17 protein-coding genes and 1 tRNA gene are annotated in these 24,352 nt (G+C 69.9%); 4 read left to right on the top strand and 14 right to left on the bottom strand.

The features are described from left to right. Positions 1-16 precede the first annotated feature (16 nt). From ABZZ22_RS14985 to ABZZ22_RS14970, 4 genes are all read right to left on the bottom strand, one after another. Positions 17-796, bottom strand: a complete 780-nt coding sequence (locus tag ABZZ22_RS14985) for a TSUP family transporter (protein WP_354932629.1) — start codon at positions 794-796, stop codon at positions 17-19. A gap of 111 nt (positions 797-907) precedes the next feature. Continuing rightward, a complete protein-coding gene (locus tag ABZZ22_RS14980) occupies positions 908-2,923 on the bottom strand; it encodes a VWA domain-containing protein (protein ID WP_354932627.1) in 2,016 nt (671 codons plus the stop codon). A 109-nt stretch (positions 2,924-3,032) separates the two neighbouring features. Then, positions 3,033-4,436: a magnesium chelatase gene (locus ABZZ22_RS14975; protein WP_354932625.1), complete on the bottom strand. Its 1,404-nt coding sequence runs from the start codon at positions 4,434-4,436 to the stop codon at positions 3,033-3,035. Beyond that, a complete protein-coding gene (locus tag ABZZ22_RS14970; protein ID WP_354932623.1) occupies positions 4,433-7,288 on the bottom strand; it encodes a BTAD domain-containing putative transcriptional regulator in 2,856 nt (951 codons plus the stop codon). The genes ABZZ22_RS14975 and ABZZ22_RS14970 overlap by 4 nt, the downstream gene beginning before the upstream one ends. Positions 7,289-7,401: 113 nt before the next feature. On the opposite strand from ABZZ22_RS14970, the gene ABZZ22_RS14965 reads away from it, so the two are divergent. Together ABZZ22_RS14965 and ABZZ22_RS14960 are read left to right on the top strand one after the other, a co-directional pair. After that, positions 7,402-7,827 carry a YchJ family metal-binding protein gene (locus tag ABZZ22_RS14965; RefSeq protein WP_354932621.1) on the top strand — a complete coding sequence of 142 codons (426 nt, stop codon included), beginning with the start codon at positions 7,402-7,404 and terminating at the stop codon, positions 7,825-7,827. 97 nt (positions 7,828-7,924) lie between these two features. Further along, positions 7,925-9,556, top strand: coding sequence for a histidine kinase (locus tag ABZZ22_RS14960; RefSeq protein ID WP_354932619.1), 1,632 nt, complete (start codon positions 7,925-7,927; stop codon positions 9,554-9,556). 15 nt (positions 9,557-9,571) lie between these two features. Here ABZZ22_RS14960 and ABZZ22_RS14955 read toward each other — a convergent pair whose 3' ends face one another. The 4 genes from ABZZ22_RS14955 to ABZZ22_RS14940 are packed head-to-tail and all read right to left on the bottom strand — an operon-like array spanning position 9,572 to position 16,169. Continuing rightward, positions 9,572-10,234, bottom strand: coding sequence for a response regulator transcription factor (locus ABZZ22_RS14955; protein WP_354932617.1), 663 nt, complete (start codon positions 10,232-10,234; stop codon positions 9,572-9,574). Continuing rightward, positions 10,228-13,668: a thiol reductant ABC exporter subunit CydD gene (gene cydD / locus ABZZ22_RS14950; protein WP_354932615.1), complete on the bottom strand. Its 3,441-nt coding sequence runs from the start codon at positions 13,666-13,668 to the stop codon at positions 10,228-10,230. The genes ABZZ22_RS14955 and cydD overlap by 7 nt, the downstream gene beginning before the upstream one ends. Further along, positions 13,668-14,669: a cytochrome d ubiquinol oxidase subunit II gene (gene cydB / locus ABZZ22_RS14945; RefSeq protein ID WP_354932613.1), complete on the bottom strand. Its 1,002-nt coding sequence runs from the start codon at positions 14,667-14,669 to the stop codon at positions 13,668-13,670. Before cydB ends, cydD begins: the two co-directional genes overlap by 1 nt. Positions 14,670-14,699: 30 nt before the next feature. Continuing rightward, complete coding sequence (locus ABZZ22_RS14940; protein WP_354932611.1) at positions 14,700-16,169, bottom strand: cytochrome ubiquinol oxidase subunit I; 1,470 nt, start codon at positions 16,167-16,169, stop codon at positions 14,700-14,702. Between the two features lie 452 nt (positions 16,170-16,621). Here ABZZ22_RS14940 and ABZZ22_RS14935 point away from each other — a divergent pair, with 452 nt between their 5' ends. Then, positions 16,622-19,186, top strand: a complete 2,565-nt coding sequence (locus ABZZ22_RS14935; protein ID WP_354932609.1) for a LuxR C-terminal-related transcriptional regulator — start codon at positions 16,622-16,624, stop codon at positions 19,184-19,186. Here the strand turns inward: ABZZ22_RS14935 and ABZZ22_RS14930 are convergent. Both ABZZ22_RS14930 and ABZZ22_RS14925 read right to left on the bottom strand, forming a co-directional pair. Continuing rightward, positions 19,147-19,458, bottom strand: coding sequence for a hypothetical protein (locus tag ABZZ22_RS14930; protein WP_354932607.1), 312 nt, complete (start codon positions 19,456-19,458; stop codon positions 19,147-19,149). The genes ABZZ22_RS14935 and ABZZ22_RS14930 overlap by 40 nt on opposite strands. A gap of 100 nt (positions 19,459-19,558) precedes the next feature. Beyond that, positions 19,559-20,959, bottom strand: a complete 1,401-nt coding sequence (locus tag ABZZ22_RS14925) for a cystathionine beta-synthase (RefSeq protein WP_354932605.1) — start codon at positions 20,957-20,959, stop codon at positions 19,559-19,561. Between the two features lie 87 nt (positions 20,960-21,046). Here ABZZ22_RS14925 and ABZZ22_RS14920 point away from each other — a divergent pair, with 87 nt between their 5' ends. After that, on the top strand, positions 21,047-22,066 hold the full coding sequence (locus ABZZ22_RS14920) for an SGNH/GDSL hydrolase family protein (protein ID WP_343051411.1): 1,020 nt from the start codon (positions 21,047-21,049) through the stop codon (positions 22,064-22,066). Between the two features lie 88 nt (positions 22,067-22,154). On the opposite strand, the gene ABZZ22_RS14915 is transcribed toward ABZZ22_RS14920, so the two are convergent. The 4 genes from ABZZ22_RS14915 to ABZZ22_RS14900 form a co-directional block, all read right to left on the bottom strand. Next, positions 22,155-23,003, bottom strand: coding sequence for a Bax inhibitor-1/YccA family protein (locus ABZZ22_RS14915; RefSeq protein WP_354932603.1), 849 nt, complete (start codon positions 23,001-23,003; stop codon positions 22,155-22,157). Between the two features lie 126 nt (positions 23,004-23,129). Then, positions 23,130-23,203 (bottom strand) — tRNA-Leu (locus ABZZ22_RS14910). 17 nt (positions 23,204-23,220) lie between these two features. Continuing rightward, a complete protein-coding gene (def, locus tag ABZZ22_RS14905) occupies positions 23,221-23,781 on the bottom strand; it encodes a peptide deformylase (protein ID WP_354932601.1) in 561 nt (186 codons plus the stop codon). Further along, positions 23,778-24,296 (bottom strand): ACT domain-containing protein, encoded by a 519-nt coding sequence (locus ABZZ22_RS14900; protein WP_354932599.1) that lies wholly within the window; start codon positions 24,294-24,296, stop codon positions 23,778-23,780. Before ABZZ22_RS14900 ends, def begins: the two co-directional genes overlap by 4 nt. Positions 24,297-24,352: the final 56 nt, after the last annotated feature.

Below are 24,352 nucleotides of genomic sequence, written 5' to 3'. Positions count from 1 at the left end.
CCCCCAGAGCCCAATGTCACCACAGCCCGAGCACGCTGCCGCCGATGCGGATGATGAACCCGGCGACCACGACGATGAAGAAGACGCGGACGAACCCGGCCCCCTTCGCGACCGCGGTCCGCGCCCCGAGGTAGCCGCCGATCAGGTTGCACACGCCCATCACCAGGCCGGTCTTCCACAGCACCGCACCCTGCGGGATGAACACCATCAGCGCCGCGAGGTTGGTGGCGACGTTGGCCATCTTCGCCTTCGCGCTCGCCTCCAGGAACGAGTAGCCGAGGAGGCCGACGAGCCCGATCACCAAGAAGCTCCCGGTCCCTGGACCCAGCGCGCCGTCGTAGAAGCCGACCGCGAACCCGACCAGCATCGCGCCGATGACGTGCCGGTGGTCGTCGTACTTCAGGGCCGTCAGCTCGCCCAGGGAGGGCTTGAAGAGCACCCATGCGCCGACCAGGACCAGCGCGATCAGGACGATGGGCTCGAAGACGGTCTCGGGAAGGTACGAAGCCACCCCTGCCCCCAGAGCGGAGCCGACGAACGCGAGGATCATGAGCGGGATGAACGTCTTCGGGTCCGGCCCCACCCGCCGATAGTAGGTCGCCGCGCTGATCGAAGTGCCGAAGATCGAGGCCAGCTTGTTGGTCGCCAGGATCTGCACCGGCGCGGCGCCGGGAAGGAACAGCAGCAGCGCCGGAAGCTGGATCAGCCCACCGCCGCCGACCACCGCGTCCACATACCCGGCAGCCAGGGCCGCGAGGGCGAGAAGGGCGAGTACGTTCAGCGTCTCCTCTGGCACGAACGCAGGTTACGCGGCGGGATGCTCACCGAGTTAACTCGGTCGACGTGTGGTTACCTCGTGGAACTCCGCGAGGGAAGTGGGCGCTCACCGAGTTACCTCGGTGAGCATTCAGCCGGCCCACCAGCCGCGGCCGCCGAAGGCATCGGGATAGCCGCCGTAGGAGTTGGACGTACGCCGCGCCGTCCTGTCGCCGAGATAGGAGCCGACCACGGCGGCGCCGAGATCGTCCAGCTCGGGCGCGACGACGCGCCCCTCGACGCGGCGGGCCATGGAGTCGATGAACCGGGCCAGGCCGGGGTCGTCGCCGAGGCGGAAGAAGGTCGTCTGGGCGCCGAGGCGGCGGGAGTTCTCCAGCTCCTCGACGGATCTCGCGATCGTCACCGGGTGGGGCGGGTAGGAGAACCAGACCTCGCCGCCCGGCTCCAGGTGGGCGGTGGGCTCTCCGTCGGTCACGATCAGCAGCACCGGCTGGGCGCCGGGGTGCTTGCGGAAGTGGCGGTTGGCCAGCAGCAGCGCGTGGTGGAGGTTGGTGCCCTTGTCCCAGATGGCGTCGAGGGCGGTCAGCTTCTCGATCTCCATCGTCTGGGCATGGCGACCGAACGAGATCAGCTGCAGGTCGTCGTTGCGGAAGCGGCTCTTGATCAGGGTGTGCAGCGCCAAGGCGGTGCGCTTCATCGGCACCCAGCGGCCATCCATGGCCATCGAGAAGCTGGTGTCGACGAGGAGGGCGACCGCTGCCTGCGTACGGGCCTCTGTCTCCTGGACCTCGATGTCGTCGACGGTCAGCCGCACACCCGGCCCCGACCGGCCTTCTCCGACCTCGCGGATGACGGCGTTGGTGATGGTGCGGGGTACGTCCCAGGGCTCGGTGTCGCCGAAGGCCCAGGGGCGCGACGACCCGGAGAGGTCGCCCGCGGCGCCGGCTCGCTGCAGGTCGCGTTCGCCCTGGCGTCCGGAGAGCCGCTGGGCGACGTCGCGGAGCAGGGCCTTGCCGAGCTGGCGCATCGCCTTCGGGGTGAGCCGGAGATCGCCGTCGGAGCCGCGTTCGAGCTGGCCGGAGTCACGCAGGGCCTGCTCGAGCTCTCGCAGGGTGCGCGCGTCGACCGCGGCCTGGTCGCCGAGCTGCCGGGAGAGGGCGTCGAGGTCGATGTCGTCGAGCCGCGAGCCGGCGTAGGACTGCTGGAGCTGCTCGGAGAGCTGGTCGAGCTCGGCGATGTCCTGAAGGACTCCGGTGCCGTCGCCGAGGCCGAGCCCCTCACCGCCGCCGAACTCCTCGGAGCCACCCCAGTCCTCCCCGGGGCGCGCTGCCTGCAGGTTGGCGTCGAGCTGTGCCATCTGCTCCATCAGCGCGGGCGACCCGAAGGCCTGCTGGGAGAGCTCCATGAGCTCGCGCCGCTGCTCGGCCGACATCGAGTTGAGCATCCGCTGGGCAGCCGCGGAGCGCTGCGCGAGGGTGTCGAGCAGCTCGTCGATGTTCTGCGGGTTCTCGGGGAAGTACTGGCCGTGCTTGGCCATGAACTCGTCGAAGTCGGCCTCGGTGTCCTCACCGCGGTTGTGCTTGTCGAGGAGCGTGTTGAGGTCGCGGAGCATCGCCGCGATCGCCTCGCGGTCCTCGTCCGTGGCCCCTTCGAGCGCCTGCTTCATCCCGGCGAACCGCTGGTCGAGGAGCTCTCGGCCGAGCAGGTCCTTGATCTCCTCGTAAGCCTCGCGAGCCTCTCGCGAGGTCCAGTCGTAGGCGGAGAGCTCGCTGACCGCGGCGGCGGTGTTCGGCGAGAGGTTGTCGATCTGCATCTCCCGAAACGCCCGGTCGCCGTCGTCCATCGTGACGTCGCGGGCCAGCTGCTTGCGCTCCTCGAGGACCGCCTTGTCCAGCAGCTCGCGCACCTGCTCGAGCGTGCCGTCCAGGTTGTGGCGCTGCAGCAGCTCACGACGCCGCTCGGCGACCTGCCGAGCGAGGTCGTCGAGGCCGCGCTGCTCCTGTCCCCCGCGCCGCAGGAACTCCCGCATCGCCCGCTCGGGCGAGTAGCCGGACATCACGTCCTCGCCGATCGCGTCGAGCGCCTCGGCGATGTCGACCGGCGGAGCGAGCGGGTCACCCCCGGCGTACTTCTTGTAGCGGCTCATCTTCGTGCTCCTCAACGCATGTAACACGCTGTTCGTAGGTCTATCCGGTCGTTATAAAAGGCGAGTAGTCCTACGAACGACGTGTTACCCCCTGCCGACGCCCCTTGGCTCAGCCATAGATCGTTTCCCCACCTTCGGTGTCTTTGCCGATCTTTCTGGCCAGGAACAGGCCTTCCAGAGCCAGCTCGATGGCGCTGGCGAGCTGGCCGTCGTTCTTGGGGCCGCCGGTGGACTCGTAGACGCGGTCGCCGATCTGGTCGTAGAGGTCGGACTCGCCCAGGACCGGGAGGCCCTCCAAGAAGGCGCGGGCAGTGACCTTGGTGCCGGTGGTGACCATGCGGCCGTCCTCGATGGCGTCGATGAGCAGCGCGAAGTCGATGCCGCGGAAGCGCTTGCGGACGGTCTCGGCGATGGCAGTGCGCAGCAGATGGGTGAGGATCTCCGCCTCGCGGCCCTCTTCCCCGGACTCGAACTCGATCTTGCCGGAGAGCACCTCGACGGCGGTCTCCAGGTCGACGAGGCGGGCGACCGCGTCGGCCTCACCCTGGACGGTGGCCCGGTGGAGCGCGGCGGCGGCGACGGTCTCGGCCCCCGCGATCGAGAAGCGCGCGGAGACCCCGGAGCGCTGATCGACCGCCGAGGAGCCGCGCAGATGACGGGTGAAGACGGCCAGGATCTCGAGGAGATGGTCGGGCACGTCGGCGACCAAGGTGGCCTCCTGCCGAATCACCGCCATCTCCGCCTCCAGCTCGCGCGGGTAGTGGGTGCGAATCTCGGCGCCGAAACGGTCCTTGAGCGGGGTGATGATCCGGCCGCGGTTGGTGTAGTCCTCCGGGTTCGCGGAGGCGACGACGAGCAGGTCCAGAGGGAGCCGCAGGACATAGCCGCGGATCTGGATGTCGCGCTCCTCCATCACGTTGAGCATCGCCACCTGGATCCGCTCGGCGAGGTCGGGCAGCTCGTTGATCGCGACGATGCCACGGTGGGAGCGCGGGATCAGGCCGAAGTGGATCGTCTCCGGGTCACCCAGCGAGCGGCCTTCGGCGACCTTCATCGGGTCGACGTCGCCGATCAGGTCGGCCACCGAGGTGTCGGGCGTGGCCAGCTTCTCCGAGTAGCGCTCGGAGCGGTGCTTCCACGCGACCGGCAGCGCGTCGCCGGCCGTCGCCGCCAACCGCTGGGATCCGACGCTGACGGGCTCGTAGGGGTGCTCACCGAGCTCGGAGCCCTCGATGACCGGGGTCCACTCGTCGAGCAGCCCCACCAACGTACGCAGCAGCCTGGTCTTTCCCTGGCCACGCTCGCCCAGCAGGACGACGTCGTGCCCGGCGATCAGGGCACGCTCGAGCTGCGGGATGACGGTGTCCTCCAGCCCGTGCAGTCCGGGCCAGGGGTCCTCTCCGGCGGCCAGCTTCTCCAGCAGGTTGTCGCGGATCTCCTCGCGGAGCGACTTGAACACATGGCCACTCGCACGGAGCTGGCCGAGGGTGCTGATCGTGGGTGCGGCAGTCACGGACGCAACGCTACGCCGCCGCCCAACCCTTGGGCGGCCGAGGCGTCGACGTCCCGACCCGCGGATACGGATGCCTCGACGGTGGCGAGCAGCTCCTCGACCCGCTCCCTGGTCAGCGCGGTGCGGTCCAGCTCTCCCACCTCGTCCAGGATGACGACGACCTCCTGGAGCGTCGCGCGCGCCTGGGCGACCCGATCGGTCTCCCGCTCGATCAAGGCGCGGCGTACGAGGACGTTGGCCTCACCCCACCGGTTGCGCTCCTCGAGGCGGTGGGCCAGCTCCAGCCGCAGGTGGGTCTCGGCCTCGGCATGGCGCTGCAGACCGATCAGGGCGTCGACCAGGGTCATCCGCGGCGAGGCGGAGGAGTCGACGTCGACCGGGCCGTGACCGATCTCCTCCTCGACCAGCCGCACGGCGTCCTCGTAGCGCTCCATCCGGACATAGACCTCGGCCAGCCCGATCAGGCTGGCCCGGGCACGATCGTCCATCCCGGCCGCGTCCGCGACGGCGTACGCCTCCTCGAGGACCGCGACGGCCTCGTCGAGAGAGCCGATCATGCTCAGCGCCTGGCCGCAGTTGGACAGCGCCATCTCCAGGCCGGCCGCGGTGCCGGCCGCGCGGAACACCGCGGCCGCGCCGCGGAACTCCGAGATCGCCCGCGTCAGGTCGCCGGCGCGTGCCCGGCTGATCCCGACCTGGTTGCGGAGGTAGGCCGCATCGACGTGCTGACCCGCGCGGAGGGCGGCATCGAGACCGAGCTCCTGGAGAGGCACGGTCTCGACAGGTGGGTGCCTCATCGAGAGGCTGAACATCTTGTTGACCAGCTGGTAGGCGGGACCCAGCAGCTGGGCTCGCGCAGCCAGACGTACGGCGCTCCCCATCGTCAGCCACTCCCGGTCGCCCCAGGCGCGGGCCTGCTGCGAGGTGGCGAAGCTCAGTGGTGTCACCCCGGCGACGACGGGGTCGAGGGTCATCAGCCGGAACGACCGACCGTCGGCCTCGGAGGCCGCCACCAGGGAATGGGTGTACCAGCTCACCAGCCGCAGCAACGCCTCGCCGGACTCCTCCGCCGAGCCCAGCTCCAGCGCGTAGTCGCGGATCAGGTCGTGGAGCACGAAGCGACCGGGGCGGTGCTCACGGACGAGGTTGGCGTCGACCAGCTTGTCGACCAGGCGCCGAGCGGTCGCGATGTCGACGGCGAAGAGCGCCGCCATCGCCGGCATCCCGATCTCGTGCCCGGGACGAAGGCCGAGGAGGCGGAAGGCACGCCGCGACTCCTCGTCGAGGGAGTCGTAGGACCACGAGAAGACCGCGCGCAGGTCCGAGACAGGGTCGAGCGGCGCCTCCAGCGCGGCCAGGCGGCTGGTCTCACCGTCGAGCTCGGCCAGCAGGTCGGACAAGGAGAGGTCGGGATAGCGGCTGCAGCGCTCGGCCGCGACCGCGAGGGCCAGCGGCAGATGCCCGCACCGGTCCGCCAGCGCGCGGATGTCCGCCTCGCCCGCGGACCGGTCGACGAGCCGTTGTTTCAAGAAGGCCACCGACTCCTCCGGAGCGAGGGTGTCCAGCGCGATCCGCCGGGCGCCTTCGCGGGTGGCCAGGCCACGCAGCTGGCTACGGCTGGTCACCAGCGCCAGCGAGTCGCTGCCCGGAAGCAGCGGCCGTACGTGGGTGGAGTCGCGCGCGTTGTCGAGCACCAGGAGCGTGCGCCGCTGCGCGAGGGTCGTACGCAGCAGCGCCGAGGCCGCATCCACCTCGGACGGCACCGACGCGACGTCGACGCCGAGCCCGATCAGCAGGGTCGTGAGCGCCTCGGCGTGCGAGAGCGGCTCGCCCGGTCCATAGCCGCGCAGGTCGATGAAGAGCTGCCCGTCGGGGAAATGCTCGGTCCGGCTCCGTGCCCAGTGCACGGCGAGGGCGGTCTTGCCCACCGCCCCGATGCCGTGCACCGCGACCACGCTCGGCCAGCCGGCATCGTGGGAGATCGTGACCGCGTCGAGCAGCCGGAGCTCGGCTTCCCGCCCCGAAAAGCTCGGGATATCGGCCGGGAGCTGCCGCGGGACCATGTCCTCCTCCGAGACCCGCTGCGCGGGCACCGTTGCATGCCCGTCGTGGTCCTCGATCTCCGGAGCCGTCGGCGAGCCGCCGGACAGCAGTCGGGTGAACGTCGAGCGCAGCTCCGCACCGGGGTCGGTGCCGAGCTCGTCGGCCAGCCGTGCCCGGACCTCCTCGTAGGCCTCCAGCGCCTCGGCCGTGCGCCCCGCGGCGTCCAGTGCGTCCAGGAGCACCGCCCACAGGGACTCGCGCAGCGGATGGTCACCCACCACCCGGCGCACGTCGGCGACCGCCTTCGCCGCCCGGCCCGCGGCGATGTCGAGCTCCGCGCGATGCTCCAGGGCGGCGAGATAGCGGTCTACCAGCCATGGCCGGGTGCGCTCGGCGAGAGACTCCCCCGCGGAGTCGTCGAACGGGTCGGCGCGCCACAGTGCGATGGCTTCCTCCAACCGTTCGTACGCCTCGGGCCCCTGGGCCCCGTCGAGCAGGTCGATGAAGGCGAGCGCGTCCACGGACGAGCGCGGCAGGTCGAGGATGTAGCCGCCGGCGGCGCGGCGTACGACCTCCTTGCCGAGCACGCGACGCAGCCGCCCGATGTAGGTGTGCAGACTCCCACGCGGGTTGTCGGGGAGGTCCTCACCCCAGATCCGGTCGGCGAGGAGGTCGGCGGAGACCGGGTTGCCGGCCTCGAGAGCCAACAGGGCCAGCAACGTACGGGGGCGGCGTCCTGGGATCTCCACGGGCTCGCCTGCGCGCGTGACGATCAGCGGGCCCAGCAGACAGATGCATACATCCGTCACCGAAGCACCCCCGTCGTCCCGAGCCGTATACGCCTGAGAGCCACCCCCTAACAATAGACGGGACGCTCCTTGCCTACGACTGAAATCCGTCCTTCCCGGTACACAATGGGCCCATGTCCGCCTTCGGCCCCGCCTCCACCGGATCGTCCCTGTCGCAGGAGTGCCCGTGCGGCAGTGGGAAGCGCTATGCGATGTGCTGCCACCGGCTGCACCGTGGCGGTGCCCTGGCCGAGACTCCGGAGGAGCTGATGCGCAGCCGCTATGCGGCGTACGCCCTCGGAGACTGGGACTACATCTTCCGCACCTGGCACCCGGGGACCCGCCCGGACGATCTGGGCGTGGCCGCACCTGACCCGCGACTGATGTGGACGGGCCTCGAGATCGAGGGCTCCGGGCTCGACGACGAGACCCACGGCTGGGTGGCCTTCCGGGCCTCCTACCGGGCTCCGTCGGGTGACGGGGTGCTCGCCGAGCACAGCCGGTTCGAGGTGCGTGCCGGACGGTGGCTCTACGTCGACGGTGAGATAGCGGAAGAATGATCCGAACGCACGCATTCGCATGGGTTTGAGACAGACAGTGGAGAAACTGTTGCCGATATGTGGACGCGGGCGGGTCCGGCACGACAGACTCTGACGAGTGACCATCGACGCGACCGAGGACCTGTCCGGTCTCGAACCATCGGCGCGCTCGCTCCTGGACGCGGTCATCGCGATGTCGAGCGAGCTCGACCTGAGCGCAATGCTGGAGCGGATCACCCGGTCTGCCTGCGAGCTGACCGGAGCGAGCTACGGCGCGCTCGGTGTCCTCGACGTCGACGGCAACCTGCAGGACCTGATCACCTACGGCCACCAGCAGGAGCCGACTCTGCAGGTCGTGGGGAAGAGCCGGGGCCGCCGTGCCCGCCTCGATGACGACGCCGAGCCAGCATCGACGACTCGGCCCAGGGGAACCACCGCTCCCGATCCTCTTTTGCTGGTCGCACCCCACACCCCTGATGACGGCGGCAGCCACGCTCTACGCACTGGCGACCCCGGCAAGCGCAAGTTCATCGAGGTGCCGCTGCGGATCAAGGACCACGACTTCGGACACCTGCTCCTGGCCGAGAAGGCCGGTGGCGCCGACTTCACCAGCCACGACGAGCAGCTCGTCGTCGCCCTGGCCCGCGCCGCGGGCGCCCAGATCGACAAGGTCCGCGAGCTCGAGCTCAGCGAGCAGCGCCGCAGGTGGCTCGAGGCGAGCGCCGAGCTCAGCCGGGCCCTCACCCCTCCGCTGGAGCACACGGTCGCGCTGGAGCGGATGTGCGAGACCGCGCTGCCGCTGATGCGAGCCATCGGGGTCGGTGCCGGCACCCGCATCGAGCACGGTCTCGTCTCCGGAGTCGCGGCCGTGCCCGGCCAGGAGGAGCGGGTCCGAGCGGTGACCGAGAAGGTGCCGCTCCTGATCGACCGGCGCATCGTCGAGCCGTTGGACCTCGAGGTCGACGGTCTCTACATCGTGGTGGCCCCGGTCCGCTCTTCGCTCGCCGGACGCGGCGCGCTGCTGGCGATCTACGACAAGGCGTCCGCCGCGCACGACGAGCACGAGCGCGAGCTCTTCTTCGGTTTCGCCGGACAGGCGGCTCTCGCCCTGGACCGGCTCCGGGCCGTCGAGGATCGCGCCGACCTCGCCGTCATCACCGACCGCGACCGGATCGCCCGCGACCTGCACGACGTGGTCATCCAGCGGCTCTTCGCGATCGGCCTCCAGCTCGAGACCCTGGGCCGCAACCCGCAGCGGGTCGAGGACCTGCCCAAGCGCCTCTCGGAGCAGGTCGACGCGTTGGACCAGACCATCAAGGACGTACGCGGCTCCATCTTCGACCTCAGCAACCACGACGCCTCCTCGCTGCGTGCGCAGGTGCGCGAGGTCGTCCGGGAGTACGCGGGCGTCATGGACTTCACCCCGGAGATCAAGATCACCGGGCCGGTCGACACCGCCGTTCCCGACTCGGTCCGCAACCACCTGCTTCCGGTGCTGCGCGAAGCGGTCTCCAACCTCGCCCGGCACGCCCAGGCCCACAGCGCCCAGATCGAGCTCAGCCTCCAGGACGGCGAGATCAAGCTGGTCGTACGCGACGACGGTGGCGGCGTCCCTGAGGAAGCCGAGGAGAGCGGGCTGAAGAACGCCCGCTGCCGCGCGGTCCAGCTCGGCGGTCAGCTCGAGATCGGCCCGCGTCTGCCCAGCGGCACCGAGCTCGTCTGGCAGGTGCCGATCACCGCTGGGGTCTGACTCGGTCGCTCGGGGTCAGTTCCCTCGACGGGGGCGGAGCAGCTCCTTGGCCATCAGCGCCGCCTGGGTGCGCCGCTGCACGCCGAGCTTGGCCAGGATGCTGGAGACGTAGTTCTTGACCGTCTTCTCGGCCAGGAACATCCGGCCGGCGATCTCGCGGTTGGTCAGACCCTCGCCGATGAGCGCGAGCAGGCGCTTCTCCTGGGGCGTGAGCGCCTGCATCTGCGGCGACTCGCCATCAGGGTTGCGCATCTTCTCCATGACCTTCGCGGTCATCAGCGGGTCGAGCAGCGAGCCACCGCCGGAGACGGTGCGGATCGCCTCGACGAGGTCGTTGCCGCGGATGTCCTTGAGGACGTAGCCCTTCGCCCCGGCCATGATCGCCGAGAAGAGCGCCTCGTCATCGTCATAGGAGGTCAGGATCAGCGCGAGCATCTCGGGGTAGGCCGCTCGGACCTCACGGCAGACCTCGATCCCCGAGCCGTCGGGGAGGCGGGCGTCGAGCACGCACACGTCCGGCCGGAGGCGGTCGATGTCCTCGCGCGCCTGCGCGGTGGTGCCGCCTTGGCCCACGACCGCGATGTCGTCATGGCTGTCGAGCAGCGTCGTCAGCCCTTGGCGCACGACCTCGTGGTCGTCGAGCAGGTAGACCCGGATCGTCCTCGTCTCGGTCAACACCGTCTCACTTCCCCCATTCGTTGAAGGGAGACCACGGTATCGGTCAGCCCCAGTCCGGTCGATGTGTGAGTGATCCACAGTACGGTTTTCGTGCCGCCATGCGGACCGACTCCCGTCTCATCTGTCGAGCCATCCTCCCGCGCAAGCACCTCGCGCGCCAGCGACTCGGCGGTCGAGGTGTCCAGATGAGCCAAAGGTTCGTCCAGAACCAGGACCTTGTGCCCGGCCAGCAGCGACCTCGCCACCGCCAGTCGAGCACGCTCGCCTCCCGAGACCTGGGCCGCGCCGTCGCCGAGCCTGGTCTGCATCCCTGCGGGCAGGGCGTCGAGCCAGTCGCCGAGATGGGCGCGCCGGATCGCCTCCTCGACCTCGTCATCGGTGGCCTCGGGGCGGGCCAGGCGGACGTTCTCGACGAGGTTGGAGGCGAAGACGTGCGGATCGTCGTCGACCAGACCGACGATCTTCCGTACGTCCTGGGGGTCCAGGTCGCGCGTCGGCCGGCCGCCGAGCGCGATCGTGCCGATCTCCGGGTCGAGGAAGCGCAGCAGCAGCGCGGCCAGGGTGCTCTTGCCCGAGCCGGAGGGTCCGACGATGCCGATCCTCGCGCCGGGCGCGGCGTGCAGGTCGGGGATCTCCACTGTCTGGCTTCCGCCGGGGCGGGCGGTGACGCCGGTGGTCGTGATCGTGGTGTCCTCGGTCGGCCGCGCCGGATGCTCCGGGGCGGCGACGGCCGGGCTGCGGCCGGTGAGGTCGTCCAGGCGTCTCTGCGCGGCGCGGGTGCGGGCCCGGGCCGCACCTGCATCGGCGAGGGTCGCCGCGGGCTCGGCCAGCGCCAGCGGGACCAGGGCGAGGAGAGCGAGCATCGGGCCGTCCCCGACGGTGGTGAAGGCCGCGGTCGCGGCGACCGCTGCACCGGCGGTGATCAGGACAAGCGCCTTGGCGAACGATGCTGCGGCAGCGGCGGTGACCGTCGCCCGGGTGGCGGTGCGGGCCAGACCGTCGAGGGTGTGCAGCACCGGCTCGCTCGCCTGCCACATCCGGCGCTCGGTCGCCGTCTGGGTCGCCTCGACCACCTGCTCGGACACCCTCGCCCGGACCGTGACCGAGATCTGCTCGGCGCGTGCTGCCCCTGCGTACGCGATCCCGAAGGCGGCACCCGCCACCAGCACCGTGGCCGCGGTGAAGACCGCCGCGACGGGGTCGATGAGTGCGGTCGCCAGGACCGCGAGGGCTGCCACGACGGCGTACTCCCGGACCGGCAGCCGCACCCGCAGCTCCTCGTCGAGCACCGCGTCGACGTCGTCGACGACGCTGGCCAGCACGTCACCCCGGCGGCCCGGGAGGGCGCCGGGGACCAGCGGCACCAGCGCCTCGTAGATCTCCACCCGCCGCCTCGCCAGCAGCCTCAGCGCGCTGTCGTGGGACCACAACCGCTCCAGGTAGCGCAGCACCGGCCGCGCGATCCCGAACGTACGCACCCCCACCATCGCGGCCACCAACGTCAGGATCACCGGATGGTAGGAGGCCTTGATGATCAGCCAACCGGCCAGCGCCGTCAGTGCCACCCCTGATGCCCAGCTGAGCCCGCCGACCACCGCCGACCCCCACAGCGCGCGTCTCGCCCGCGCCGAGTCCGCACCTGTGGAGGCCGAATCGGTAGAAATGGCGGCCGAATCGGTAGTTGTGGGTGACGAAACTCTACTTTCGTCACCCACAACTGCAGTCTCGGCGCCCGTTTCTACGGTCTCGCTCGCCAAAGGTGCAGTCTCGGTCCCCGTTTCTACGGTTTCGGCGGGGAGGGGTTCGGTGGGGAGGGTGATGATGTGGTCGGCGATGTCGATGAGGGTCTGGCGGTGGGCGACGAGGACGACGGCGCGGTCGCGGGCCAGGTCGGTGACCGTGTCGGCGATGATCCGCTCGGTGTCGGGGTCGAGGTGGGCGGTGGGCTCGTCGAGGAGGACCCAGGGGCGCTCCGAGAGTACGAAGCGGGCCAGCGCGAGCCGGGCCCGCTCGCCGCCCGAGAGCGAGCGGCCGTCCTCGGCCAGGTCGGCGTCGAGCCCACCGGAGAGCTCGGCGATCCGCTCGGCGAGCGCGACCCGCTTCAGTACGCGCCACAGGTCGCTCTCGGTCGCTTCCGGCGAGCCCAGACGCAGGTTGTCGGCGATCGTGCCGCTGACGAACACCGGCCGCTGGGGAAGGTAGGCGAAGCGCTCACGCCACTCGTCGCCCCCGTCCGGGGTCTGCCCGTCGAGCTCGACAGTGCCTGCGTACGTCTGGTGCAGGCCCGCGATCGTCGCGAGCAGCGTCGACTTGCCGCAACCGCTCGGGCCGACGATCGCGGTGATCCCTCGGACCGGGACCGTCGCCGAGACCGGCATCAACGCGGCCAGCTCCCGACCTGGGTAGGTCAGCCCCACCCCGTCGAGAACCATGCCGAGACGTCGCTCCGGTCGATCGAGATGGCAATCGGTGACGTCTCGGCCGACGCGAGTGACGTCTCGGGAGAGATCTGCTGTCGCTTCGAGGGTGGCGCTGCCTTCGGCGGCGGCGTGGAACTCGGCGCCCATACGACGAAGCGGCCAGTAGGCCTCGGGAGCCAGCAGCAGGACGACGAGCGCGGTCTGCAGGTCGACCGATCCGGCGGCGAGCCGGACCCCGATCGTGACCGCGACGAGCGCGACCGCGATGGTGGCGACGAGCTCGAGCACCGCCGAGGAGGCGAAGGCGATCTTCAGGGTCTCCAGAGTGCGACGGCGGTAGCGGTCGGTGATCGTGGCGATGACCCGCGACTGCGCGTTGGCGCGGCCGAAGGCGACGAGGGTCGGCAAACCCTTCATCACGTCGAGGAAATGACCGGCCAGCGCCGACATCGCCCGCCACTGGCTGGCCGCCTGGTCACGCGTGGTGAGCCCGACCAGCACCCCGAAGACCGGGATCAGCGGCAGCGTGAGCCCCACGATGAGACCGCTGAGCGGGTCGGTCCAGACGATCACCGCGAGCACCATGACCGGCAGCACGCAAGCGAGCACCAGCGCCGGCACGTAACGCGTCAGATAGGGCTCGGCGGCCGAGACCCCGCGCGTGGCCAGCGCGGACAGCGATCCCGAGCGACCCGACTGCCCGCGCAGGATCGCGCCGACCACCCGGCGCCGCAGGTCCGCGCCGACGACCCCTGCCGCGCGGGCACCAGCGACGTCGGAGATGACCCCGACGACCGCCCGGCCGACGAACACCACTACGACCGCCAGGCCCCAGCCGCCCACCGCCCCCGCCCCCGACCCCGAGTCACGGGTCGCGCTGATGAGCAGTCCGGTGATCGCGTACGTCTGGGTGATCAGCAGCACCGCACCGAGCACCCCGGCGGCCACGACGACGGCCAGCGGCCGCCGGGCCACCGTCAGCTGGGCTCGCAGCCGGGGATCGTTCGGGCGCATCAGTGTGCGGCGGGGATGTGGTGGATCGAGATCCGCTTCCGGAAGATCCAGTACGTCCAAGCCTGGTAGCCCACGACGATCGGCGCGAACACGGCCGCAACGATGGTCATCAGCTTCAGCGTGTAGGGCGTCGCCGCGGCGTTGGTCGTCGTCAGCGAGTTGGCGACGTCGGTGGACGAGGGCATCACGTCAGGGAAGAGACCGACGAAGAGCCCGGCCACCGCCAGCCCGATGGCGATGAAGGTGCCGGCGAAGGCGAACCCTTCACGACCAACGTACGCAGCCCCGAGCCCACCCACGAGCGCCAGCGCCGCCACGACGAAGATGACAGCGGTGCCGACGTTGCCGGTGAGGGCCTGGGTCCAGACCAGGAACACGACGGCCAGCACGGCCGCGACGACCCCGATCCGGAGCGCCAGCGCACGAGCCCGGCCGCGGATCTCCCCGTCGGTCTTGAGCGCGATGAACAGCGTGCCGTGGGTCACGAACAGCGTGAGCGTGACGAGCCCGCCGAGGAGCCCGTAGGGGTTCAGCAGTGTCAGAGCCGTCCCCGTGAACTCGAAGTCGGCGTCGATCGGCACCCCGCGGACGATGTTGGCGAAGGCCACGCCCCACAGGAACGCCGGGACGTAGGACCCGAAGATCACCGCACGGTCCCACCAGCCGGCCCAGGTGGCCGAGGGCCGCTGGTGTCGATACTCGAAGGCGACGCCGCGCACGATCAAGGCGATCAGGATGAGGAACAGCGGCAGGTAGAAGCCCGAGAACAAGGTCGCGTACCACTCCGGGAACGCCGCGAACGTCGCCCCGCCGGCGGTCAGCAGCCAGACCTCGTTGCCGTCCCAGACCGGACCGATCGTGTTGATCATGACCCGCCGCTCGCGGTCGTCGCGGGCCAGCACCGGAAGCAGCATGCCGACACCGAAGTCGAAGCCCTCCAGGACGAAGTAGCCGATCCACAGCACCGCGATGAGGCAGAACCAGATTGTCGTGAGTTCCATAATTACTCCGGTGATCGAGCTTGTCGAGATTCAGTACGCGAAGTTCATCGGCTCGTCGGCATCCGAGTCGGAGCCGCGCAGAGTCGGGGACGGCGGCTCTTCGAACGGGTCCGGCCCCTTCTTCACGTACTTCATGAGCAGACCGACCTCGATCACCGCCAACACGGCGTAGAGGAGCGTGAAGCCGATCAGCGACATCCACACCTCCCAGGGTTCGACCCCTGGCGAGACGCCCTGAGCGGTGGTCAGGACACCGAAGACCACCCATGGCTGGCGACCCATCTCGGTGAAGATCCAGCCCATCGAGTTGCCCAGCAGCACCATCACCGGCGCTGAGATCGCCAGCGCAGGTAGGAAGCGCCCCACGAGCCCTGTCGGCGTACGTCCCCGGCGGGTCAGCCACAGGACCGCCAGCCCGACGAGGCTGCCGGCCACACCGAGGCCCATCATCCAGCGGAAGGTCCAGTAGGTGACCGGGATGTTCGGGGTGTAGTCACCGGGCGAGTAGTAGGTCTCCCCCGGCGTCGACCCGTAGGTCTCCCGATACTTCTCCTGCAGGTCGTAGATGCCCTCGACCTTGCCGTCGAAGGTGCCGGTGCCGAGGAAGGAGAGCACGCAAGGCACCTCGAGGGCCCACTTCTCGTGCTTCCCGTCGCGGGTGCCGATGGTCAGGATCGAGAACGGCGCGCACGAGTCGGAGGTCTCCCACAGCGCCTCCGCGGCCGCCATCTTCATGGGCTGCACCTCGGTCATGATCTTGCCCTGGATGTCGCCCGAGACCGCCACACCGGCGCCGGAGAAGACCATGACCCAGGCCGCCAGCACCATCCCGCGCCGATACATCGGGCGGTCGGCGTCGTTCTTCCCGGGGCGCCTCATGTAGAGCCAGCCGAGGATGCCGATCATGAAGGCCGCCGAGGTCAGGTACGCCGCGAGGATGACGTGCGGGAACGTGCCCAGCTGCACCTTGTTGACCATCACCGCCCAGAAGTCGGTGAGCTCGGCGCGGCCGGTGATCTCGTTGAACCGGTAGCCGACCGGGTGCTGCATCCAGGAGTTGGCCGCGAGGATGAACCACGACGACGCCAGCGTGCCGAGATGGACGATCCACATGCACGCGTTGTGCAGCGCCCTCGGCAGCTTGTCCCAGCCGAAGATCCACAGCCCGAGGAAGGTCGACTCCAGGAAGAAGGCCAGCAGCGCCTCGATCGCCAGCGGCGCCCCGAAGACGTCCCCCACGAAGCGGGAGTAGTCCGACCAGGTCATCCCGAACTGGAACTCCTGCACGATCCCGGTGACCACACCGAGCGCGAAGTTGATCAGGAAGAGCTTCGCGAAGAACTTCGTCAGCCGAAGCCACTCAGGATTCTTCGTACGCAGCCAGATCGTCTCCAGTACGGCGACGAGCATGGTGAGTCCCACCGTGAGTGGGACGAACAGAAAGTGGTAGACGGTCACGATGCCGAACTGCCACCTGGCTAACTCCAGGACGCTGTCCACGCCAGTGACTATGACACCGCCCCTCGACGCGCCTCAGCACCCCCTCTGTTGGGGGTACGCGTCTTGTGAGCCACCCCACCCGGATCCAGAAAACCGGACCCAAAACCCGAAACCCGGCCGCCCTGGGCTCGAGGTCACGACCGCGGGGGGATGATCGCGACCTCGAGTCCGGGACGGCCGGGCTCTCAGGTCTTCGTGTCACCAGGACCGCAATCAGATGGGGGAACTGTTGCGGCGACAGGTGTCACTCAGTGTCACTGGCTGAGGCGTACCTCAGCCCGTGAGATCACTATCTCATCATTTGCGGCCATACGTTGCGGTCTCGGACGGACTGTTTACGTACTGTAAACAGTTGACCTGCGTACCAGTGGCCCTAATACGCGGGCGATACAGCGTCCCCACAGAAAATCCGGTATGCATTTGGATGTACCTTGAGGACGGGGGGGGTGGCCATGTCGGATCAAGAGGGCGTCCTCGCGCGGGCGGTCCACGAGGTCACGGACTACGTCGGCGCGGGCCTGAGCGTCCATCTGGTCGGCCCCCGGGGCTCCGGGCGCAGCGAGCTCTGCGCACTGGTCGCAGACCGGCTCGAGGACGACGGCCTGCCAGTGCTCCATGTCGGCGGCCATCGCGCGTGGCAGAACGAGCCGTTCGCAGCGCTGACCGCCGCCGGCATCGGTGGCGCGACCCCCGCCGGCCCTCGTCGCACCATCGGCGAGATGACCACGGCATTGAACAAGCAGGTCGAGAACGGCACCGTTCTGGTCATCGACGACGCCGATGCGCTCGACACCTACTCGGTCGGCGCGCTGCGAAACGTCCACCGCCGGCGTCGGCTCCTGGCCGTGACCAGCAGCCGTCACCAGCACCCCGTCGCCGAGAACACCTTGATGCTCGGGATCGCACCCTCGGTCCAGGTCCGCACCCCGACGCTCGAGGTCGACGAGGTGCACGAGGAGTGCCGGTCGATCCTCGGCGGGCCGGTCGAGGCCGGGTCCCTGGCACGCATCGCGATGGTGACCGGCGGCCTGCTCGGCCTGGTCAGGGCGATCGCCACCATCGGCCCCCGGGCAGGAGTGCTGGAGCAGCTCGACGGGCTGTGGCGGCTACCGCGGCGTACGGGGTGGGCGCCTGAGCTGGCCTCGGCCGTCGAGCCTCTCGTCGCCGGGCTCGACCAGGAGGCCTGGGATGCCGCGACCGCACTCGCGGTGACCGGGCCGGTGCCCCTGGACGAGGCCGAGAAGATCATCGAGCGCCGTGTGCTGGACGCACTCTTCGCCCACGGACTCGCCAGGCACAGCGAGGACGGCCCCGGAAGCGGGGTCGTCGGCCTCTATCCGCCGATCATCGGCGACTATCTGATCGCCGAGGGTTCTGCGTTCGGGCTGGTGGTCGCGCGCAATCATCTCGCCACCGAGCAGCGGCTCCTCGACTACGCGACCCACCGGCCGCGCGGCGCCGACGCGGCTTTGCTCCACCAGCGCTCACTGCGCCAGATGGCCGACACCGTCGCCCGCGCACGCAGCCGCTGGACCGAGATGCCCTCGGCCGAGACGGCGCTGCCGCTGCTCATGGCGCTCCGCAACACGGCCGCGCCGCGCGACCAGATCGAGGAGCTCGAGCGGCGTACACCGTTGGCCGACCGGCAGGAGTCGGCCTGGTTGCTGGCCTGGTTCGCCAGCTGGAAGGCGATCGAGCTCGGTGACCTGGACGCGGCCAACGAGGTGCTCGACCGGGGCCTCGAACAGCTGCCCGGTTTCGCGGCGACCTTGGAGGGCGCGCGGGCACACCTTCAGTTCCAGACCGAGTACGTCCCCGAGCTGCCGACCGTCGAGCCCGGCCCACGAGACGAGGTCGGCGCCGAGGTGCTCGGCGTCTTCGCTGCCGAGCGCCTCCTCGCCGCCGGCGCTGTCGAACAGGCCCGCAACCTGCTGGAGGGCCAGCGCCCCCAGAAGCCCTACCCGGCCGGCCTGCACGCCTTCCTCACCGGCCTGGCCGACGTGCTCGGCGGTGACGTGGAACGCGGCATCGACTCCGCCCGCGACCACCTCGAGGCGGCCAACCAGGGCGAGAGCGCCGAGCTGATCCTGATCCATTCTTACCTCAGCGTGCTCGGCCTCAGCATCGCCGGGCGGCTGACCGAGGCGAGCCAGGTCGCGTTCCGCACCCTCTCCTCATCCAGCGTCGCCGCCCACCGCGACCTCGCCCACACCGGCATCCTGACCCTGGGCGCCGAGATCGCCATGGCACAGGGCCGGCCGGAGTATGCGCGCAGCCTCGCCTCTCAGATAGGCGGCGCGAAGGTCCCGCTCGGTCCGTGGCCCGGCATGGTGGCCGGCATCATGGCACCCTCCAGCGGCCGGATGCCGAGCCTCAAGGAGCTGTGCGAGCTCGTCGGCCAGCGGCTCGACGCCGGCTACATCACCGGCGGGATCTTCCTCGCCGTCGAGGCGGTCGAGCGCGGCGCCAACGAGAACAAGCACATCGCCCGTGCGGCGGCCCTCGCCGCCGAGACCGAGAGCCCGCTGCTGCAGGGCATGGGAGCGTACGCAGCGACCACCGCCTCCGGGGACGTCGACGGCCTCCGCGAGGCGATCGTGACCCTCGCCGACGCCGGCGCCCTCGTCTTCGTGACCAGAGCCGCCATCTCCCTGGCCATCCTCCAGCGCGAGGCCGGCGACCTCGCCGCGGCGGTGGAGACCCTCGACATGGCGTGGGAGCGCTCGGAGATCTCCGGGAGCCGAGCCGGCATGTTCGGCCGTGCGGTGACCCACATCGGGCTCTCCGCCCGAGAGAGCGAGGTGCTGCGGTTGCTGCCGGACGGTCCGACGACCGCCTCGCTGGCCGCCGACCTGGAGATGAGCACCCGCACCGTCGAGACCCACCTGCACAACATCAGCCGCAAGACCGGGGTCTCCGGCCGCGAGGACCTCACCCGGGTGGCGAGCACCTGGCTGCGGCCCATCCCGAACGGTGACTACTCCGCAGGCGTCAGGCACTTCACCAGCGGGTCGTAGAGCTCCTTGCTGGCCTTCTGGTCAGCCTCGGACAGATCCTCCGGGCTGATCTTGGCGACATCCTCGGCCTCGACCAGGAGACGCACCGCCTCGTCGGAGAGGTCCGACTCGTAGTAGGTCTTCGCCAGGCACGCGGACTGGTCCTCGGTCACCTGGTCACCGCTGCTCTTGGCGATCTGGGCCTCGATGTCCTCGACGCTCGGCCGGTCACCGCCGCTGCCGCCCTCGTCACCGCCGCACGCGGTCGACGAGAACAGAGCCAGCACGGACACCGCTGCAACCGCGACCAGGCGGTGAGCTCCGCCTCGGCGGTGGGGGTTCGCCATCATGACGACGAATCATGACGTACGCGCTCCCCCACCGCTACTCGACTCAGGAGGTGGTCAGGAAGAAGAGCAGGTCCTGCCGGGTGAGGACACCGACGGGCTTGCCGTCCTCGTGCACCAGCAGCGCGTCGGAGGAGCCCAGCGTGTGGGCCGCCTCCTGGGCGCCGGCGCCGGAGCCGATCGTGGGCAGCGGCGGGGACATGTGCTCCTCGACCGGGTCGGTGAGCTTGGCCTTGCCGGTGAACAGCGCGTCCAGCAGGGTCCGCTCCGAGACCGATCCGGCGACCTCCGCAGCCACGATCGGCGGCTCGGCGCGCACCACGGGCATCTGCGAGACGCCGTACTCCTGCAGGATGTGCACCGCCTCGGCGATCGTCTCGCCGGGGTGGGTGTGGACCAGGTCGGGAAGCCGGCCGGACTTGCCGCGCAGCACATCGCCGACGGTCTGCTTGGCCGCCTCGCCGGTCGCGAAGCCGTACTGCGCCAGCCACTCGTCGTTGAACACCTTGGTCAGGTAGCCACGGCCGGAGTCGGGCAGCAGCACGACGATCACGGCGTTCTCCCCCTCCGGCGTGCCGGCCAGCTCGGTGGCCAGCTGCTTGGCGGCGTACGCAGCCATGCCGGCGCTGCCGCCGACGAGCAACTGCTCCTCGCGCGCGAGCCGGCGGGTGTAGGCGAAGGAGTCGGCGTCGGAGACCTCGATGATCCGGTCGGCGATGCCGCGGTCGTAGGTCTCCGGCCAGAAGTCCTCGCCGACGCCCTCGACCAGATAGGGCCGGCCGGTGCCGCCGGAGTAGACGCTCCCGGCGGGGTCGGCGCCGATCACCTGGACGTCAGGGTTCTGCTCCTTGAGGTAGCGGCCGATCCCGGAGATCGTGCCGCCGGTGCCGACGCCGGCCACGAAGTGGGTGATCCTGCCTTCGGTCTGGCGCCAGATCTCGGGGCCGGTCTCCTCGTAGTGGGAGCGCGGGTTGTTGGAGTTGGCGTACTGGTTCGGCTTCCAGGCTCCCGGCTGCGAGGCGAGCCGGTCGCTGACGTTGTAGTAGGAGTCCGGGTGCTCGGGCGGCACGGCCGTGGGCGCGACGACGACCTCGGCACCGTAGGCCCTCAGCACGTTGCGCTTGTCCTCGCTGACCTTGTCGGGGCAGACGAAGACGCACTTGTAGCCGCGCTGCTGGGCGACCATCGCCAGGCCGACGCCGGTGTTGCCGGAGGTGGGCTCGACGATCGTCCCACCGGGCTCGAGCTCACCGGAAGCCTCGGCCGCATCGATCATCCGGACAGCGATGCGGTCCTTCACCGAGCCACCCGGGTTGAGGTATTCCACCTTGGCCAGAACCAGGGGGCCCTCACCGGGGGCCGCGGCCCCGGCACCGTCCAATGCACGCTCCAGCCGCACGAGCGGAGTGTTGCCAATGAGGTCCAGTAGCGAGTCGACGTACTCCATGGCCCCAGCGTATGTCCACTAGGTGAGATCCCCTATATCCCGATACTGAGTGCCCGGTAGTGGGTCGAAGACTTTAGAGTGGTCCACGTGGCGAAGAAGAGTCTGGCTCGCAAGACCGCGTACGCCGGCGGTGGTGTCCTGGCCGCGACGGCTGCGTTCGCCGGGATCCTCGTCGCGGAAGCGGCGCTTGCCGTCCGGGCGACGCACCAGGTCAAGATGCCGGTGGCTCCCTCCCCGACAGGGTGGTACGGAGCGCGTCAGGCGGGCCGCCCGATCAACATCGCTCTGCTCGGTGACTCGAGCGCCGCCGGCTACGGGATGACCGAGGTCGAGGACACGCCCGGTGCCGTGCTCGCCTCCGGGGTGTCCGAGAAGGCACACCGACCGGTGCGGCTGCACGACCTCTCCGAGATCGGCGCCAAGTCCTCCGACCTGCACCCGCAGGTGGAGAAGGCGATCGCCGCCGACGCCGACATCGCGGTCATCCTGGTCGGCTCCAACGACGTGATCCGCCGGGTGCGCCCACGGGTCGCGGTGAGCCACCTCGCCCAGGCCGTCATCCGGCTCCAGGAGGCCGGCGTGAGGGTGCTCGTCGGCACCGTCCCCGACCTCAGCACGGCCACCCCGATCCTGCCTCCGCTGCGCTCGATCATGCGAGCCTGGTCGATCCGCATCGCCGCCGGCCAGATGTTTCACGTCGTCCGCGCCGGTGGGCACACCGTGTCGCTGGGTGATGTCCTCGGGCCGGCCTTCAAGGCCACCCCGGCGTTCTGGTTCGGCGCCGACCTGTTCCACCCCTCCGCCGCCGGCTACCACGCCCTCGGCGAGGTGCTGGTCCCGCCGACGCTCTCGGTGCTCGGCCTCGTGGGCGACGAGAACGCGATCCTGGAGACCTACAACGGCAAGCAGGTGATGCCGCTCGCGGCCGCCTCGCTCCGCGCCGTCATCCGACCAGGGACCGAGATCGACCCGGCGCCGCGCCCCCGTGGCCGCGTCGGTCGCAACTGGGCCCGGGCCCGCTCCTTCGAGAACGAGCAGCGCCCGCCCCACCGGGGCGAGCGTCCCTCCGAGACTCCCCCGCCCGCCGTGCGGCAGCCCGCTCGCTAGCACCCGCTGGTCGAGCCGAGACCAACACCGTCACGTACGAACGAACCGCCCGCTCCTTGCCGGAGCGGGCGGTTCGTCGATGTGTTGGTCAGTCCTGTTGGAAGATCGCCAGGAGGCGGAGCAGGTTGGTGTAGATCCAGACGAGGCTGACGGTCAGGCCGAAGACGGCGCGCCACGACTCACGCTCAGGAAGCTGGGCGGCGATGCCCTGCTCGATCATGTCGAAGTCGAGGATCAGCATGAACACACCGAGCGCGAGGCCGGCGATGGCGGTGATCATGCCGAGGGTGCCGAAGCCGAAAAGACCGAAGCTGGAGCCGAACATGCCGAGCACGAGCTCCATCAGGCTCAGCCCCACCATGCCGAACATCGCAGCGATCACGAACGTGCGGAACTTCGCGCCGACCTTGATGTTGAAGAACTTGTAGGCGGCCAGGGTGCCCGCGAAGGCGGCGAAGGTGCCGATCACGGCCTGGACGACGATGCCGCCGCCGAACATGACGTCGAAGACCTTGCTCAGCCCGCCGAGGGCAACACCCTCAGCAACCGCGAACGCCAACACCAGAGCCGGGCTGATCACCCGCTTGAACGAGTTGACCAGGGACAGGATGAAAGCGGCACCGGCACCGAGGGTCGCGGCCATGTAGAGCGGCGCGAGGTTGGCACCGGAGGTGACGTCGGGAGTCATCACCCAGGTCGCGATGGCGGTGAGGACGACGACGCCGAGCGTGATCGCACCCTTCTGCACCACCGAGTCGATCGTCATGGGGGCGCTCGTGGTGGGGGCCTGGGGGCCGCCTGTCGACCACTGGCTCGGGTCCTGCCCATAGCCGGCGTACGGAGCTCCGTTGCCGCCGTAGGTCGCGTTGCCGTAGGCGTTGTGCGACGGCTGCCCGAAGCCCTCCGACCGACGGAACACCGGGTTGTTGCTCTGCATCTGGTGGTCACTCCTCGAAAGCGACTGGAAAGGCCCCGCCACGGTGGCGGCGCCTGCGGCCAGCGTACCGGCCCTGTGTCTCACTCAACGTCCGGGACAACCCCGATGTTCCAGGAACACAAAGAGTGCCCCGGGTGGGACTCGAACCCACATCTGGACGAGTTTAAGTCGTCATCCTCTGCCAGTTGGGACACCGGGGCTCGCGCAAACCCTAGCGTCATAAGTATGTCTGGCGCTGATGAAGCGCGTGCGCCCCGGCAACCCGGTCGATGAAGAGCAGACCGTCGGTGTGGTCGATCTCGTGCTGCAGGCAGCGGGCCTCGAAGGCGTCGGTGACGATCTCGACGATCTCGCCGGTGACCGGGAGCTGGCCGCGTACCTTCAGGCGGGAGGCCCGCTTCACGTCACCGGTCAGGTCGGGGACGGACATGCAGCCCTCGCGCGCCTTCTCGTTGCGGCTGGCCTCGACGACCTCGGCGTTGCACAGGACGTACGTCCCGTGGTGGGTCTTGGTCTTGACGTGGGTGGAGACGTCGACGCAGAAGATCCGGGCCGAGACCCCGACCTGGTCGGCGGCCAGGCCCACGCACCCGGGCGAGACGCGCATGGTGGCGATCAGATCGGCGGCGAGCTGGACGGTCTCGGGAGCGGTCGGGTCGACGTCCTCCCCGGGCACGGACAGGACCTGCGCGGGGGCGCGTACGACGTCGAGGACCTTGCCCTCGACCTCCAGCTCGGCCTCCGTCCAGGCGACGACCCGTTCATTGATCTCGCTCACAGGTCGTCGGCCTCGATCGGTCGCAGGCTGGCGTCGACGCCGAGCTCCTGGGTGACCCGCTCGATCGCGGACTCCAGCACTGCGACGTCGGCGTCGGCCGGCAGCTCGAGCTCGGCGACGACGACGTAGAGGTCGCCGGAGAGACGGGTGGTGAGATCGGTGATGTTGCCGCCGGCGGCGGCGATCTCGGCGGTCACCGTGGAGACGATGCCGGGGCGGTCACCACCGTGCACGGAGAGTACGAAGAGCCGGCCTGCTCCGGCCGCAGCCTGCTCCTCGGGGAGCTCGTAGACCGTGACCGTCAGGGTGCCGTCGGACGCGATCGGCTCGAGGTCGGCCCTGATGGCCTCCGTGGTCGCCTCTCCCGCGCAGAGCAGCGTCATCGCGAAGTGACCTCGCAGCCGGGTCATCGTCGAGTCCTCGAGGTTCAGCCCGAGTCCGGCCAGGCGGGCGGTGGCGTCGGCGATGATCCCCGGGCGGTCGTGTCCCAGGACGGTGATGGCGTGGATGGTCACCAAACCATTGTCACCCGCGGCCCGCCGATGGCGGAACGCGGGTGACTCAGATGGAC

This window comes from Nocardioides sp. NPDC006273 (assembly GCF_040613495.1).
Classification (GTDB): domain Bacteria; phylum Actinomycetota; class Actinomycetes; order Propionibacteriales; family Nocardioidaceae; genus Nocardioides.
The sequence above is the reverse complement of the archived record's forward strand: the minus strand, read 5'-3'. Positions and strand labels throughout refer to the sequence as shown.